General features: G+C 61.6%; 14 protein-coding genes. 4 read left to right on the top strand and 10 right to left on the bottom strand.

Translation table 11 applies throughout. The features are described from left to right. Window positions 1-30 precede the first annotated feature (30 nt). Window positions 31-987, top strand: coding sequence for an SEL1-like repeat protein (locus NKI46_RS00815; protein ID WP_023713957.1), 957 nt, complete (start codon window positions 31-33; stop codon window positions 985-987). A gap of 73 nt (window positions 988-1,060) precedes the next feature. Here NKI46_RS00815 and NKI46_RS00810 read toward each other — a convergent pair whose 3' ends face one another. Next, window positions 1,061-2,050 (bottom strand): helix-turn-helix domain-containing protein, encoded by a 990-nt coding sequence (locus NKI46_RS00810; RefSeq protein ID WP_023683660.1) that lies wholly within the window; start codon window positions 2,048-2,050, stop codon window positions 1,061-1,063. Window positions 2,051-2,178: 128 nt separating this feature from the next. Between NKI46_RS00810 and NKI46_RS00805 the strand changes: the two genes are divergently transcribed. Next, on the top strand, window positions 2,179-2,814 hold the full coding sequence (locus tag NKI46_RS00805; RefSeq protein ID WP_023683661.1) for a cysteine hydrolase family protein: 636 nt from the start codon (window positions 2,179-2,181) through the stop codon (window positions 2,812-2,814). Between the two features lie 73 nt (window positions 2,815-2,887). On the opposite strand, the gene NKI46_RS00800 is transcribed toward NKI46_RS00805, so the two are convergent. From NKI46_RS00800 to NKI46_RS00790, 3 genes are all read right to left on the bottom strand, one after another. Then, complete coding sequence (locus NKI46_RS00800; RefSeq protein ID WP_023683662.1) at window positions 2,888-4,567, bottom strand: formate--tetrahydrofolate ligase; 1,680 nt, start codon at window positions 4,565-4,567, stop codon at window positions 2,888-2,890. 312 nt (window positions 4,568-4,879) lie between these two features. Further along, window positions 4,880-6,004 (bottom strand): DUF2333 family protein, encoded by a 1,125-nt coding sequence (locus NKI46_RS00795; protein ID WP_023705931.1) that lies wholly within the window; start codon window positions 6,002-6,004, stop codon window positions 4,880-4,882. Between the two features lie 16 nt (window positions 6,005-6,020). Beyond that, complete coding sequence (locus NKI46_RS00790; protein WP_023683664.1) at window positions 6,021-7,325, bottom strand: DUF6638 family protein; 1,305 nt, start codon at window positions 7,323-7,325, stop codon at window positions 6,021-6,023. Between the two features lie 127 nt (window positions 7,326-7,452). Between NKI46_RS00790 and NKI46_RS00785 the strand changes: the two genes are divergently transcribed. Continuing rightward, window positions 7,453-7,590, top strand: coding sequence for a hypothetical protein (locus NKI46_RS00785; protein WP_023701543.1), 138 nt, complete (start codon window positions 7,453-7,455; stop codon window positions 7,588-7,590). Window positions 7,591-7,658: 68 nt separating this feature from the next. On the opposite strand, the gene NKI46_RS00780 is transcribed toward NKI46_RS00785, so the two are convergent. The 6 genes from NKI46_RS00780 to NKI46_RS00755 form a co-directional block, all read right to left on the bottom strand. Beyond that, complete coding sequence (locus NKI46_RS00780; protein WP_023695821.1) at window positions 7,659-9,569, bottom strand: ATP-binding protein; 1,911 nt, start codon at window positions 9,567-9,569, stop codon at window positions 7,659-7,661. Window positions 9,570-9,593: 24 nt separating this feature from the next. After that, on the bottom strand, window positions 9,594-10,739 hold the full coding sequence (locus tag NKI46_RS00775) for a hypothetical protein (protein WP_023751264.1): 1,146 nt from the start codon (window positions 10,737-10,739) through the stop codon (window positions 9,594-9,596). Window positions 10,740-10,766: 27 nt separating this feature from the next. Beyond that, window positions 10,767-11,855 (bottom strand): hypothetical protein, encoded by a 1,089-nt coding sequence (locus tag NKI46_RS00770; RefSeq protein WP_023669990.1) that lies wholly within the window; start codon window positions 11,853-11,855, stop codon window positions 10,767-10,769. 299 nt (window positions 11,856-12,154) lie between these two features. After that, window positions 12,155-12,538, bottom strand: a complete 384-nt coding sequence (locus NKI46_RS00765) for a c-type cytochrome (protein ID WP_023737794.1) — start codon at window positions 12,536-12,538, stop codon at window positions 12,155-12,157. Between the two features lie 86 nt (window positions 12,539-12,624). Beyond that, window positions 12,625-13,803: a glycosyltransferase gene (locus NKI46_RS00760; RefSeq protein WP_023691608.1), complete on the bottom strand. Its 1,179-nt coding sequence runs from the start codon at window positions 13,801-13,803 to the stop codon at window positions 12,625-12,627. Between the two features lie 14 nt (window positions 13,804-13,817). Then, window positions 13,818-14,429 carry a thymidine kinase gene (locus tag NKI46_RS00755; RefSeq protein WP_023669993.1) on the bottom strand — a complete coding sequence of 204 codons (612 nt, stop codon included), beginning with the start codon at window positions 14,427-14,429 and terminating at the stop codon, window positions 13,818-13,820. A gap of 237 nt (window positions 14,430-14,666) precedes the next feature. On the opposite strand from NKI46_RS00755, the gene NKI46_RS00750 reads away from it, so the two are divergent. Then, window positions 14,667-15,602 carry a choline ABC transporter substrate-binding protein gene (locus tag NKI46_RS00750; protein WP_023686157.1) on the top strand — a complete coding sequence of 312 codons (936 nt, stop codon included), beginning with the start codon at window positions 14,667-14,669 and terminating at the stop codon, window positions 15,600-15,602. Window positions 15,603-15,732 lie beyond the last annotated feature (130 nt).

Below are 15,732 nucleotides of genomic sequence, written 5' to 3'. Positions count from 1 at the left end.
ATGGTTGAATCCTTAAATCGGAGGCCCACAATGCAGAGGTTTTCGAAGTCGCTTTGTTTCGTCTCCGGCATGCTTATGGCCGGCGTCGCCCATGCTGGACAAGCGGAACAGGCCTATAAAAGAGGAGATTACGCAACGGCTGTCGAATTGTGGAGCGTCATGGCTAAGACCGGTGATGCCCAGGCGGAGGACAATCTTGGCACCGCTTACGCCGAAGGGCATGGTGTCGTCCAGGATTACGTTCAAGCTGTCGCCTGGTATCGTAGGGCAGCGGACCAGGGCGATGCTCAAGCAGAGCACAATCTCGGCTCTCTTTACGACCGTGGGCTAGGCGTCAAGCAGGACTATGCCGAAGCTGCAATTTGGTTTCGTAAAGCTGCCGGTCAAGGATTAGCGGTCGCTCAGACCAATCTCGGGCTGCTGTACAGAGATGGAAGAGGCGTCCCGCAGGACTATAGAGAAGCTGCCACGTGGTTCCGTGAGGCCGCCGGCCAAGGAACGCCCATTGCCCAATACTTTCTGGGTTTGGCTTACGCCAAAGGTCAGGGCGTCGCCCAGGATTATGCCGAGGCAATCGCATGGTATCGCAAAGGGGCAGAGCAGGGAAACGCACTGGCGCAGCATGATCTTGGCGTGGCTTATGCGGAGGGTCTCGGAGTTACGCTTGACTATGCGCAAGCCGACTCGTGGTTCCAGAAGGCTGCGGACCAGGGGAATGCTGGTGCTGAGTACGACCTAGGTGTTTCGTACTACAAAGGGCTAGGGGTTCCTTTAGACTATGTGCAGGCCGTTGCCTGGCTGCGGAAGTCTGCCGACCAAGGGAACGCTAAAGCCGAGAATAGTCTTGGAGTAGCTTACCTGGATGGCCATGGTGTGAAGCAGGATACTGCCCAAGCTCTCATTTTGATTCGCAAGGCCGCTGATCGAGGAGATTCCACTGCCAAGGCCAATCTTATCAAGTTGGATCCGCCGGCAAAAAAGGCCTAAGATTCGCTATTTCTGAGAATTTCGAAGCTCATAACTGGTGGGCAACACCTGTTGAATACGTGTCCGCCGATGATCAATGAGACAGGGCGGACATCGCCTGCTCGCCGGTCCGCCTGGAGAATTCGCGCCGGTACTGCGCCGGCGAGGTCCGCAGTCGTGCGGCAAAATGTTGGCGCAGCGAGGTGGCGCTGCCGAAGCCGGCCTCGAAAGCCACCATGTCCATCGATTTCTCGGTCGCCTCCAGCAGCCGTTGCGCCAGTTCGATGCGCTGGCCGGCCAGCCACTCGCCAAAGCTGGTGCCCATCGATTTCTGGAAACGGCGGGTGAACGTGCGCCGGCTCAAGCCGGCGGCCTCGGCGACGCGGTCGAGGTTGTGGGTTTGTCCGAGCGTTGCCCGCACCGTGTCGAGCGCCAGGGTGAAGCGGTCGGTGGCTGGGGTTTTCGCCAGCGGGCGCTCGATGAACTGCGCTTGCCCACCCTGCCGGTGCGGCGACAGCACGATGTGCCTGGCCAGGCGCAGCGCTACCTCTGCGCCATAGCGGGCGCGCACAATGTGCAGGCAGCAATCGAGCCCGGCGGCGACGCCGGCCGAGGTGACGATGTCGCCGTCGTCGACATAGAGCACGTCGGCGTCGACTTCGATGTCCGGGTATAATGTCTGCAGCCGGTCGGTGGAGGCCCAATGTGTCGTCGCACGCCGGCCCGCAAGCAGCCCGGCGGCGGCAATGGCGAAGGTGCCGAGACAGAGGCCGACGATCACCGCACCGCGCCCGTGCGCGTGGGTGAGCGCTGCCAGGAGCGGCGGCGGAAGTGGGGCCTCGAGATCCTTCCAGCTCGGAATGATGACGATGTCGGCATCGTCGAATGCGGAAAGGCCATACGGCACCGCGATGGTCAGCCCGGCATCGGTGTGGATCGCTCCATCGTCGAGTGCGCAGACGCGAAAGTCGAAACGCGGCAGGCCAAGCTTGGTGCGGTCGGTGCCGAACACCACGCACGGCACGGAGAGGTGGAACGGGCTGATGCCGTCAAAGGCGAGAACGGCAATGATCGGATCGGTCATGAGAAGTATCCAGCAAGGAAGGGACAATTGTCCCAATTCTTTCGAATGATGTCAATCGGGACACTTTTGGCAACAGGGCGATCCGGCTAGTTTCGGCCCGTCCCATTCAAGCCTGAGAGGAAAACACCATGTCCGCCAACACCCCGCGCCGCGCGCTCATCGTCATCGATGTCCAGAACGACTATGACGGCGGCAACCTCGCCATCCAGTATCCGCCGTTCCGCGACAGCGTCGTCAATGTCGCGCGCGCCATGGATGCCGCCGCTGCGGCCGGCGTGAAGGTGGTGGTCGTCAAGCAGATGGCGCCCGAGACCTCGCCAGTCTTCGCCAAGGGCAGCCATGGCGGCGAACTGCATCCCGAGATCGCCCGGCGAAGCCGCGACCACTATGTCGAGAAGTCACTGCCTAGCGCCTTTGCCGGCACCGACCTCGAGGCGTGGCTGCGCGCCAATACCATCGATACGATAACGGTGATCGGCTACATGACGCATAATTGCGACCTGTCGACCATCATCCACGCTGCGCATGTCGGCTTTGCGGTCGAGTTCCTGTCCGACGCCACCGGTTCGCTGCCTTACGCCAACAGCGCCGGCTACGCCTCGGCCGAGGAGATCCACCGCGTGGTGTCCATCATCCTGCAGTCGCGCTTTGCGGCCGTGCTCAAGACCGCCGAATGGATCGATTGCCTGAAGACCGGTGCTTTGCCCGAACGCGACACGCCTTATGCGTCCAACCAGCGCGCGCTGGCGCGCAACGCTGCATAGGCAATCTGCGCCCGAAAAGCAAAAGGGCGGCCAGTGGCCGCCCTTCTTGGATCTCGCAACGATCTCGAAATTTTCAGAACAGGCCTTCGATCTGGCCGGCCTCGTTGAGGAAGATCTTTTCCGAGGACGGCGCCTTGGGCAGGCCGGGCATGGTCATGACCTCACCGCAGATGACGACGACGAAGCCGGCGCCCGCCGAAAGCCTGACCTCGCGTACCGGCACGGTGTGCCCGGTCGGCGCGCCGCGCAGGTTCGGGTCGGTCGAGAAGGAATATTGGGTCTTGGCCATGCAGACCGGCAGGTGCCCGTAGCCGGCCTGCTCCCAGGCATGCAGCTGGTCGCGCACCGACTTGTCGGCGATCGCCTCGTCGCCGCGATAGATGCGCTGGACGATGGTGTTGATCTTCTCGAACAGCGGCATTGCGTCGGGATAGAGCGGCGCGAACTGCGAGGCGCCGGATTCGGCGATCTCGACGACCTTGCGCGCCAACTCCTCAATGCCGGCAGAGCCATTGGCCCAATGCTTGCACAGGATCGCCTCGGCGCCGAGCGAGGCGACGAAATCCTTCATCGCCTGGATTTCCACCTCGGTATCGGTGGTGAAATGATTGATCGCCACGATCGCAGGCACGCCGAACTGTTTCACATTCTCGATGTGGCGGCCCAGATTGAGGCAGCCCTTCTTGACTGCCTCGATGTTTTCCTTGCCGAGGTCTTCCTTCTTGACGCCGCCATTCATCTTCATGGCGCGCACGGTGGCGACGATGACGGCAGCCGCCGGCTTCAAACCCGCCTTGCGGCACTTGATGTCGAAGAATTTTTCGGCTCCGAGGTCGGCGCCGAAGCCGGCTTCGGTGACGACGTAGTCGGCGAGCTTCAGCGCCGTGGTGGTGGCGACCACCGAGTTGCAGCCATGGGCGATGTTGGCGAACGGACCGCCATGGACGAAGGCCGGGTTGTTTTCCAGCGTCTGCACCAGGTTTGGCTGCATGGCGTCCTTCAGCAGCACCGCCATGGCGCCGTCGGCCTTGAGGTCGCGGGCATAGACCGGCGTCTTGTCGCGGCGGTAGGCGACGATGATGTCGCCAAGGCGCTTTTCCAGATCCTTGAGGTCGGTGGAAAGGCACAGGATAGCCATGACTTCCGAGGCGACGGTGATGTCGAAGCCGGCCTCGCGCGGATAACCGTTGGCGACGCCGCCGAGCGAGCAGATGATTTCGCGCAGCGCCCGGTCGTTCATGTCCATGACGCGGCGCCAGGCGACGCGGCGGGTGTCGATGCCGAGCTCATTGCCCCAGTAGATGTGGTTGTCGATCAGCGCTGACAGAAGGTTGTGCGCCGTGGTGATGGCGTGGAAGTCGCCGGTGAAGTGGAGGTTCATGTCCTCCATCGGCACGACCTGCGCGTAGCCGCCGCCGGCAGCACCGCCCTTGACGCCGAAATTCGGGCCGAGCGAAGCCTCGCGGATGCAGACGATCGCCTTCTTGCCGATGCGGTTCAGACCGTCACCAAGGCCGACGGTGGTGGTCGTCTTGCCTTCGCCGGCCGGCGTCGGGTTGATGGCGGTGACGAGGATCAGCTTGCCGTCCTTGTTGCCCTTCACCGATTTGATGAATTCGGCCGAAATCTTCGCCTTGTCGTGGCCGTAGGGCAAAAGGTGCTCGGTCGGGATGCCGATCTTGGCGCCGATCTCCTGGATTTGCTTTTTCTTGGCGCCGCGCGCGATCTCGATGTCGGACTTCACTTCGGCCATGACGGCTTTCCTTCGGATTGGACGGTGGAGGGGACGGGTTTGATCTCACTCGCAGGCATGTTGAACCCGGGCGCGGGCATGTTCTAACCCTGTCGCTCCCGCGGCGTCAACTTGCATGCAACTATGTTTCCTATGAAGAAAGTGTCTCCGCGGCCGGCCGACCTGTCGCCGGTTCTTCCTGGCTCCGTTGCCGCGCCGTATAGAAGCCAGAGGACGCGACGTTCCGCCGTCTCAAAACAGCCGCCCAATGCACGGAATGCGACAGAGGCGACGGCGCAAATTCGCCATCGCTCGCCGGGAAAGCTGTAGACGCTACTGAGTCAGGACGTTGCTGATCTCGACCATGTTGGAGCGCACGCGAAGCACGTAGAAACCCATCGTCGTCAGGTGCGTCGGCATGATCCAGCCATCCTCGCGGCCATTGGCGATGATGAAGGGCTGGATGCGCAGCGCCGAGACGAATTGCGCATCCATCGTGTCCCACAGATTGCCGAGATGCTTTTCCTTGATGACGTCCTCGAAGTCGGCCTGGGCGCCTTTCATCAGGCCGTAATAGGCATAGAGCTGGCCATAGGCGAACCAGAAGCGGTCATCGGCGCGGAAGTCGAACCAACCATTGTTGTGGTTTTCGGCGCGCTCCTTGAGGATCGCGGAGGTGGAACCGATGTCGGAGGAGATGCGGTCGATATACTGCTTCAGATTGTCGGCGCGGGCATCGAACGTCGCCTGGCAGATGCCGAGGCGGGCGTTGAAGGAGCGCAGCTTGGTGACGGCATCGCGATAATAGCTCGGCGTCGGCGTCTTGGGGCCGAACGGGTTGATGCCGAAATACCAGGTCTCCTCGTCGAACTGCAGATTGCCGCGCGCATCCTGCAGGTCGCCGTCGATCTGCGATGTGGTGCGAACACGGCCGAGATTGTCGGCAAGCTCGGTGGCGGTACGCCGCACCGCCTGGTTGATGCCGCGCTGGAACGAGGCCTTGTTGTCCATGAACGGCGTGTTGTCCCAGTCGATGCCGAACAGGCCGAGTTTGTAGAGGATCATCGACGAGATCCAGGCATTCTGGTTGACGTTGAAGTCCGTCAGGTCGGCCGCCACCTGGGCGATGCCCGAATTGCCGCAGGTCTTGGCGGTGTCGGTGCCGGCGCCGGCGGCGACCTGTTCGCCGGCGGAAATGTTGCGGTTCTCGAAGGTGTATTTGTCGACGTAGTTGGGATCGAACTTGTTCCACCACTGGGTGGCGTAGAAGAAATTGGCGTAGAGGCCGATCAATACCAGAAGCGCGAGGCCGACCACAGCCTTCAGGATCCAGCCGCGCTGCGTATACCAGCGCCCAGCCCAGAGGAACGGCCACAGGATCGCGCCGATGACGAGGCCGATGCCGCGGCCGATCCATTGGAAGATGCGGGTGAAGAAATTCACGATCGGATCAAGCATGGCTCTCGTTCACCCCTCAGTCAGTCAGGCCGTAAAGGCGCGTGCGAAACGCCACTTTGTCTTTCAAATATGTGGTTTTCAGAACGTCCACAACATGCGACCGCCAGGCGTCGCTGTAGCCGTCATAGTCCTTGTAGAAGCCCGGCTTGTTGAAGACGTAACGCGAGACAAAGTCCTGCGGCACGAAATCCGAGATCAGCTGGTTGGTCAGCCAGGCGTCGGGATGGTCGGGCTTGCCACGCACGACCAGGAAGCGCTGTTGCGGAAACACATCCTCGATCTTGAGATGGCCGAGCTGGGCGATCTCACGCTTGGCGGCGTTGAGAAAGGGGAAATTGCCGTCCTTGGTGATCAGATCGGCATGGCCATGGATCCAGGTCTGCAGCCAGACCTTGTCGACCTCGGTCAAATTGCGGTTCGGCTCTGTGTCGCGGATGAGAGAGCGCACCACCATCTCGGCGCGATGCTCGAGATAGCCCGAGCTTTCGACCCATGACGCGCGCGGCAATTCGATGCGGCCGGTGCTGGCCAGGAACTTGAACACCTTGTCGGCATCGTTGATCGAGAGATAGCTGACCTGCCAGGGCCGCGAACGGCGAAAGCCGGGGGCGGCCGGGTCGCCGATGACGGTGGTCATATCAGGATCGACGAAGACGTAGACGCCGCCGAAATGGCTGGTCCAGTAGGCGTTGTGGCGGAAGATCACCTGGTCGGGCACCAGCGCATTCTCACGGATATCGCCGCAGACCTTCGCCAGCTCCACCATACGGCTCAGCATGGTGTTGTCGCGCCAGGCATCGGGCTCCTGCTTCAGCCGGTCGACCAGCTTGCCGAGTTCGGCGGCCTTGCCCAGCACGTCCTCGGCCGAAAGCACCCGGAACTCGACCTGGCTGATCGACAGCAGATCCTCGATGTCGTTGACCAGGGGAACGGAATCCTCGATCTCGCCGTAGATGACATCCTTGATGGTCAGCGCATCGATGGCGCGCTGGTTCTTGGACATGAACTCGAACATCAGCTGCGAGGTGTTGGAAAAGGCGGTGTGCACCACCGGCAGATCGATCTGCGAAGGCGTCAGGATGATGAAGCGGCGGTTGACCTCATTGGGGTCGAGATAATCGTAATCGCCGCATTCCTCGGCCACTTCGGGCGAGAAGCCGGTGCGGTCGATCTGGAAGCTCTTCAGCTTGGTGGGCTTGAGGCCGAAGGCAACAAGCGCCTTGTTGTAGCGCTGGATGAGGTGCGACTCGTCGACGGTGAGCAAGCGGCCGTAGATCAGCTCATTGTCGCGGAGAAGGTCGGGTTTTTTGGCGTGGCTCATGCAGAACGTTCCGAGCGGCGTTGCCTGTTGTGGCGAAGCGCCAACGCTGACGCCTCCCTCTCCCCGTTCTTCACGGGGAGAGGGTAAGGGTGAGGGGCAGCGCTAGCATTCAAGGACATGTCTCCCCATGGCCTTTGGCGTCAATAAATCGAAGATCATTGGTCCGGATGTCCCGATCGAGGCGCTGTTCGATAGCTGCCAGTATGGTCGGAGCGATCTCTGGTCCACGCATGCGCCGCCCCTCACCCTTGCCCTCGCCGCGTGAAGGACGGGGAGAGGGGGGCGTCAGCGTTAGCGCCAAGCCTTTCAGCACCCGCGGGCAGCGAAGGAAGTTCACGCATTCCAGAGCCCCTTCTTCTTCATCTCCTCCATCTCGCGCCCCGCCCGTTCGCGCAGGCGTGCGTCGCGCAGCAGCTTCTCCACCGCGGCGTCGTCGGATTTGTCGGAATAGCGGAACTCCGAGTCGGCGTAGCGGTTGATCTCCTGCATGACCATGTCCATCGAGAACGGCCCCCGCAGTTCCTCGATCATGGCCTTCTTTTCGTCGTAGCCCTTGTGCATGAAGACTTCCGGCTTCTCGAACCAGTCGTCGGGCAGCTCGATGTCCATGGCGCGCATCTTGATGGCGTCGGTGACGTTCTTGATGGCTCGGCCGGTGAAGCGCGGCTCGGCATCCTTGATCAGGTGCAGATAAGTGCCGATGTCGGCCATCGATTTCGGCGCGCCATTCTCCTTCATGTAGCGCTCATAGACCTTCATCAGCCCGTCTTCCTGAGGCTTCTCGTGCTCCTCATAGGCTTCGGTCACCGCGCGCTGGATCTCCTGCGCGGCGTAGAGCTTGTGGTCGCCGAGTGGGATCTTGTGGTTCTTGCCGGCAAGCAGGACGAAGATGTCGATATAGTCGTCGCGGCTCTGTGGGCCGTCGACCAGCCAGCGGGCCCCGGCGCGCTGGCGCAGCGCATCGTCGACATTTTCGGGATAGTTGGAAAACATGCCGAACGAGCAATTGCCGCGCACCACCGTGCCGGCGCCGGCAAAGGCGTCCATCAAGACGCCGGTGATTTCCTGTTGGCCGGCCGAGGCGCGGTCGTCGGAGCGGCGGGCCGCCACCTGGTCGATGTCGTCGACGGTGCCGAAACCGATGACGCGTGGGTTCAAGACATTGTTGATGAACTGGCGGCAATTCTGGCCAGATTTGCCCTGGTAGGACGAGATCTGGTCGACGCCGAAATTCTCATAGGCGAAGGGATAGCCGGCAACCTGGCAATAATTGTTGACGAGGCCGGCGATCATCTGGATCAGCGTCGTCTTGCCGGTGCCCGGCGCGCCGTCGCCGATGAAGGTGAAGAGGAAGCCCCCGAGTTCGACGAACGGGTTCAACTCGCGCTCGAAATCGTAGGCCATCAGCATCTTGGCGAGCTTGACCGACTGGTATTTGGCAATGTGGTTGCCGACGACCTCTTCCGGCTTCTTGAAGGTCATCACCAGCGGCTTGGAGCGCTTGCCGGGCGCGACGTCGAAGCCGTCGAGGGTGAAATCGTCGGCGTCGATGCGGATATGGGCGTTCTCGAACGGGCCGATGCCGTCGAAGCGGCCTTTACGGGCCAAGAGCCCGTCAATGGCAACACGGGCGAAAGCACGCGCCCGGGTCGTCAGGTCGCCATCGTCCTTCGACCCGGTGATCGCCTTGTCCAACCCAGCCACGATCGACTTCACCGCGTCCTGCGGCGTGTCGAACAGGAAGTCGGGTTCGGGGATATCGTTGGGCGCCTCGCCATCGCTGTCGATCAGCTGGAACAGATAGGAGGCAAGGCTGAAGGCCGAAACGTAAGCAGAGGCTGACAGAAGCTTCTTGAAGGTCGCGGCTTCATCGCCTTCGAGCGGTGCGCGGGTGTTCTTGGCCTGCAGGCTTTCAAGGTCGGAGCCTTCGGCGAAGACATCGGAAATGGCGAGCGCAATCGCCAGGCCGCGGCGGGCGCGAAACAAAAGCGTGTGCTGCGGGATGCTCATCAACTGGTCGTCGGGATGGATCGCGGCGACGGTCTTGGTAAGCTCGACCTCGCGGGTACGGCGCACCGAGCCGACCGAGACTGTCGAGACAAAGCGGCGATTGGTGCCGGCAAGCGCGGTGCCGGATTCGCGTGAAGGATCCTCCAGCACGACGACGCGAGTGATGAAGCTTTGCGCGGTTGCGCGGTGCTTTTCGATAGCCGCTTCCGGAATGGTGGTCAGGCCGGTGTCCATGAAGGATGCTCCGCGATGTGACGGTCAGACATCTGAAATCACCTGCCCATTTGACAGGATGTGAACCTTGTAGCCGGAAAAGATCTTTTGAGCTTCGCCGGCGGCGTAGAGTGCTTGATAGGCTTCGTGCGAGATCAGGGCGTGGTTCTCGTAGCTCGACACACCCTGGCGCGCGGCTTCGAGATCGTCGGTGTTGATAAAGAATTCCTGCGTGGTCTTCTCGCTCGAAAACAGGCCCTTGCGGCCGGGTTTCTCGCCCTTGGAGTAGACCTCCTGGATGGTCCAGGTGAGCAGCCAGGCATTTTCCGGTTTGCGCACCTTGGCCAGCACCTCGGTCACGGTCGAATTGTTGTCCGTAATGCCTGCGGAATAAAAGGGGCCGAGCACGACGCGGCGCAGCTGCTTAGGGTGCAGCGGCTCGAAATCCTTGTCGAGATTGACCGCAATCGTTGCGGGCGAAAGCGTGTAGGCGGAATTCTTCTCGGTGAAATCGTCGAAGCGATGGGCGAGTTCGGGGTTGAGCAGGCCGTCCACCGGCAGCGGGATGTCGACCCGTTCATTGAGCTTGCCGCTGCTGTCAACGAGCTGCCGGATCATGCTTTCGGAGGAATCCTCCACCGTCACCATGTAGACCAGCGGCAGGTTGGCGCTGCCGTCGAAGCTCGCCCAGTGCACGAGGTAATAGGGGCGCCCGGTCTTTGGATTGACCGAGACCTTGGCCGTCTGCGCCAGCGAGAACGGGCCAAAAGTCTGTTCGCTCTTGACGTCCTCGAGATAGAGCCGCTCGGCCATCGACTTCTGCAGCGCTTCGGGGAATTCCTTGTGGCGCAGGATGAAGTCGGCCATTTCCTCGCGCAATTCGCCGGCCAGCGGAATGTTGGCCAGCCGCGCCTCGGCCTGGCGGCGGTCGTTTTCCAGTTCGAGCAGGTTCTGGAAGACGGGATAGCCGCTGTCGGCGCGCGAAATGCGGAACGTGTCCATGAAGCCGAGCCGGTTGCGCCAGCAGGAAAACGATTTGTCCAGCCGGGCAATGTATTCGGCGACAATCTTGGCGACGATGCCGTGCCGGTAAAGCGGCGAGCGGTCGTCGCGCATGAACACTTCGAGGCCGCTGAGTGCCGCCGTGATGGCGGAAAAATAGCGCGCCGCCGCTTCGTTTTCGGGAGTCATGCCGGTGTGCCCGCGTGCAGCCGCTCCTTACGACTGCACGTAGTTGGCCGAATTGTGCTTCTTCATCACGTCGTCGAAACGGCGGGCGAAGGCGTCGTCGGCGAGCTTCTTGCGGCGCTGGATGTCGGAGCTGGCGACCATGTTCTTCTCGTGCATTTCGAGAAGATCGCCGATGTGCTTTTGCGAGGCGGCGCCAATGCCGGCCATGGTCTCTTCGGCGGTGTTGTCAACCTGGCTGCCCAGCGTGTTGATCTTGTGGGCGACATCCTGCTGGGCGGCGGTCTTCAAGGAATCTTCCAGTGCCTTGTAGAGCACGATGCGCTGCTCGGTATCGATGGTCAGCTTGTTGATAAGCGTCGACTGGGCTGCGATCTGATTGTTAAGCGAATCGACGAAGGTCTGGAACATCGAGGTGTAGCGTTCCAGCGTCTGGCTCTCGGCCAGAAGCTCCTGCTCCTTGGCTTGCTTTTCATTGTATTCGGTCGCCAGTTTCGAGCGCTCGCCCTCAAGCTGCGTGCGCTCCTTCTGACTGGTAGAAGCGGCGATCTTGTTTTCGATGTCGAGCAGCAGCGGATTGACCTCCTCGATGCGCTTCTGCACCGCCTCGAGGTTGGTCATGGTGACCTTGCGGCGCTCGATCACCTGCGACAGGCTGTTTTCCGAGGTCTTGTAGCGCTGGTCGAGGACCTCTTTCTGCGCTTTCAGGATGCCGACGATGGTGTCGGACTTGACCAGAAGCTCCTGCAGATTGCCGGCCAGCGACATGTTGCGGACGCGGTCGGTGCGCATGCGCTGCTTGCGTTGCGCCGAGAAGACACCGACGAAGCTTTCCCAGCCGGTGTAGTTCTTCATGCTCTCGAATTCAGTGCCGAAGACGTTGGTGGCGTCTTCCAGCCCGATGATCAGGTCGGCGATGTTGCCTTCCATCACCTTCTGCTGCTTCAGCACGTCCTCGATGCGGGCATTCTCGATGTCGAAATTGGCGTCTCCGATCTTCTTGTCGGCGGTGGCCAGCGTATCAAGCACGGTGCCGGACTGCTCGATCTTGGAGCGCATGTCCTGCACGACCTGCCTGGTCTTGGCAATTTCGGCATCGAAATTCTGCAATGTCGCCATAGGGGCCTCCCGCTTCGGCTTCCGGTCGCTGGCTGCGAACAGCGGCGAATATATGTGGGGTATCAGGGGATTGAAAGACGCAAGACAAGACCCGCCCCGAAAACAAAAACATACGCGGGCGTCTTGAAAGGCAATGAAGGCGGGGTCATGGCGTGATTAACCAGCCGGCCAAGTGTCGTTCAACCGTCATTGAACTTTGGCGTCTGCGAAGCAGTCGATCTCGGACAGTGTAGGTGTCCCGAATTCGATAGAGGGCCCAATGAGTTGCAAGCGCGAGATCACGCTACGCATCGCGCCGTTCAAGGCTTCGGATCGGCCTTCAGATAGGCGATGACGTTGGCGATGTCCTCGTCGCTGCTCAGGCCGGAGAAGCCCATCCTGTTGCCGGGTACTTTCAGCTTGGGAGCGCCAAGATAGGCTTTGAGGTTGGCTTCGTCCCAGACCAGGCCGGCCGCGCCGGCGTCCTTCATGGCCTGCGAATAGTTGAAATTCTGGGCGGTGCCGGCGGTGCGGCCGACGATACCGAGGAGATGCGGGCCGACCTTGTCGCGGTCGCTTGCCGCCTCGTGACAGGCCATGCAGCGGTAGAATACTTTCTTGCCAAGTGCTGCATCGCCGTCGGCCTGCGCGGCGAGGATACCGGCCAAGTAAATGACAAGGGCTGATGAAATGGCTCGAAGCATGGCGGGTCCCGGCTGGCTCTTGTTGAGGGCAAAATAGGCAGCAGGCCTTAACAAACGCAGTATGGCGGCTGGATAGCGGAACGGGCTCAATCCGTGCGCGGGATCGCCGCAACCGCCTGCTTGACTTGCTTTTCAATCGCCGCCGACGAATGGTTATCGCGCACGAAAGCGCGGCCGATCTCCGCCATCTCGGCGGCCGCTTGCGGGCGTGTCGCGAGATCGATGATTTTCAATGCCAACTTGCCGGCATCGTCGCTGGACAGGAAATGCCTGCCCGCCTGCAGGCCAAGCCCTTCGACGGCCTTTTCGGTGGCGGCGACGACAAGGCCCGCCGCCATCGCCTCCAGCACCTTGATGCGGGTTCCGCCGCCGAAGCGCAGCGGGATCGGCGCATAGCCGGCACGCCCAAGCAATTCCGGCAGATGCGGTGGGTTCTCGATCAACCGCAGACCATGCCTGGTGCATAGACCGCGCACGACATCGCGCGGGTTTCTGCCGGCGACGGTGATCGACCAGGGCCGGCCGGAGGCGGCGAGGCGCGGCGCCATCGCGCGGCCGATCTGCTTGACGGCGTCGATGTTTGGGAAGTAGCCGAGATGCCCGATGAAGCACAGGCTGAGCTCACTGAAGCGCTCGGCAGCAATCGGCAGGGAAAGCACGCTCTCGTCTGGAATAGGGTTGGCGACGAACCTGACGTCGTTGACGGGGCCGAGAGCGGACAGAAGCGCTTCGTCGGCCCGCGAACAAACCCAGACCTGGTCGGCCAGGGCAGCCGCACACCTGTCGGCTTCGCGCGCCTCTGCCTTCCTTCGCCTGTTTTGGCGCCAGTCACGAATTTGCTGCCACAGCGTCAGGCCGGCGATCCGGTCGGACACCGTCCGGGAATCGATGTTGTGCTGGTCAAGGACGGTGCGCGCGCGATGCTTCGGCGCCAGCGTCAGCAGCTGCGAAAGCACGATCTCCTCGATCACCACGAGATCGGGCGCGAATTCCCTCCAGATGGCGTCGGCTTCGGCCAGCTCGTCGTCCGGCATCATATGCACGGTCGGGTGCGGGCTGCGCCTGCCCCAGGGCGCCCTGCCGCGCGCTGCCTCGATGATCCGGTGACGGATGTTCGGCGGTGTGGAGGGTGCCGGGGCGCCAGTCAGGCTTACCGTCAGGACCTCGCCCATCGATGCCAGGGCGCGTGCATTGGCGGCGTTCCGGATCTCTCCGCCGGAGACCGGCGGAAACGGGCAATCGACTGTGAACTGCAGAATTTTCATGTTGTCCCGGCCGTTCAGCCTCTGGTGAAGCCAATGAAATCGTCGGGCGCGGCGCGGCCCATTTCCTCTTCCCAGTGGCGGCGGCAGAGCGAGACATAGACGTCCTTGCCGATCGCCACCTGTTCGCCTTGTCTGGCCACCTTGCCGTCAGCGCCGAGACGCACGACCATCGTCGCCTTGCGGCCGCAGCGGCAGATGGTGCGCACTTCGCGCAGATCGTCGGCGATGGCCAGAAGCGCTCGCGAACCGGAAAACAGATTGCCCTGGAAATCGGTGCGCAGGCCGTAGCACATCACCGGGATGTTCAGCCGGTCGGCGATACGGGCGAGCTGCCAGACCTGCTCTTCCTCGAGAAATTGCGCCTCGTCGACAAAGATGCAATGCACCGTCGTATGTTCGTGATGCTCGGCGACGCGAGCGTAGAGATCGTCGCCGTCGCGGAACATCTCGGCCTCGGTCTCCAGGCCGATGCGCGACGAGATCAGCCCGGTGTCGCCCTTTCTGTAGTGGCCGGCGACGAACAGCATCGTCGTCATACCGCGTTCGCGATAATTGTAGGACGCCTGCAGCAGCATTGTCGTTTTGCCGGCATTCATCGTCGCATAGTGGAAGTAGAGCTTGGCCATGCCGTCCTTTTAAGCCGAGTTGGCGCGGCGCGGGGAGAGGGCACCGCTGCATTTGATGGGAAAAGCCGTCTGCAATCGAAAAAGCGGCGGGCGTGTCGCTGTTTGGCCAGTCCGCGCCGTTGATCGTGATTGTCTTAGCGCTTGAAACCACACCAGAATGGTGTTTGGCTGACGAAACAAGGCGGGCAGAGAAACCGTAACTACGCTTCGCCAAAGAATCACAATGGGAGACTGCCAATGTCGCGTATGAACACCTTCGTCGCCGGCCTCGGCCTGGCGACTTTTCTGTCCACGAGCGCTGCACTTGCCGGCGATCCGGAGAGCTGCAAGGCGGTGCGCCTTTCCGATGTCGGCTGGACCGACATCCAGGCAACCACCGGCGTCGCTTCGGTGCTGCTCACCGCGCTCGGCTACGAGCCGCAGACGATCCAGCTATCGGTACCGGTGACCATGGCGTCGCTGAAAAACAAGGATCTCGACGTCTTCCTCGGCAACTGGATGCCGTCGATGACCAACGACATCAAGGACTACACCGCCGATGGTTCGGTCGAGACGATCGGCACCAACCTGACCGGCGCCGGCTACGGCATCGTCGTACCGACCTATGTCGCGGAGGCCGGCGTCAAGTCGCTGACCGACATCGGCAAGTTCAAGGACAAGTTCAACGGCAAGATTTACGGCATCGAGGCGGGCAATGACGGCAACCGCATCATCCTCGACATGATCAAGAACCCGAAGGACAATCTCGAAGGCTTCGAGCTGGTCGAGTCCTCGGAAGCCGGCATGCTGACGCAGGCCGAGCAGTCGATCAAGAACAATGAGTGGATCGCGTTCCTCGGCTGGACGCCGCATCCGGTGATGGGCGCCATGAAGCTCACCTATCTCGACGGCATGGGCGACAGCGGCTTCGGCGCCGCCACCGTCTACACCAATGTGCGCAAGGGCTACACCACCGAATGCCCGAATGCCGGCAAGTTCATCGCCAACCTGAAGTTCAACCTGGACATGGAAGGCGAGATGATGGACGCGATCCTGAAGGGCGGCGACGCCAACACGGTCGCAGCCGACTGGCTGAAGAAGCACCCTGACGCGGTTGCGCCGTGGATTGCCGGCGTCACCACCTTCGATGGCGGCGATGCGGCAGCGGCGGTCAAGACCGCGCTCGGAAGCTGAGCCGACTAATTCGGCCAAGCCGAACCAGGAAGGGCAGCCAATCTAGAAAAGGCTGCCCTTTTTCATATCCTGTGAGAAGATGACCTAATGAGAGCGGAGGCCGGAAGCAGGCGGTCTCTCGCATGAGAGG

The sequence above is a fragment of the Mesorhizobium sp. M0615 genome (assembly GCF_040320805.1).
GTDB lineage: Bacteria > Pseudomonadota > Alphaproteobacteria > Rhizobiales > Rhizobiaceae > Mesorhizobium.
Note: the sequence above shows the minus strand (reverse complement) of the source record. Positions and strands in the feature narration are given on the sequence as shown.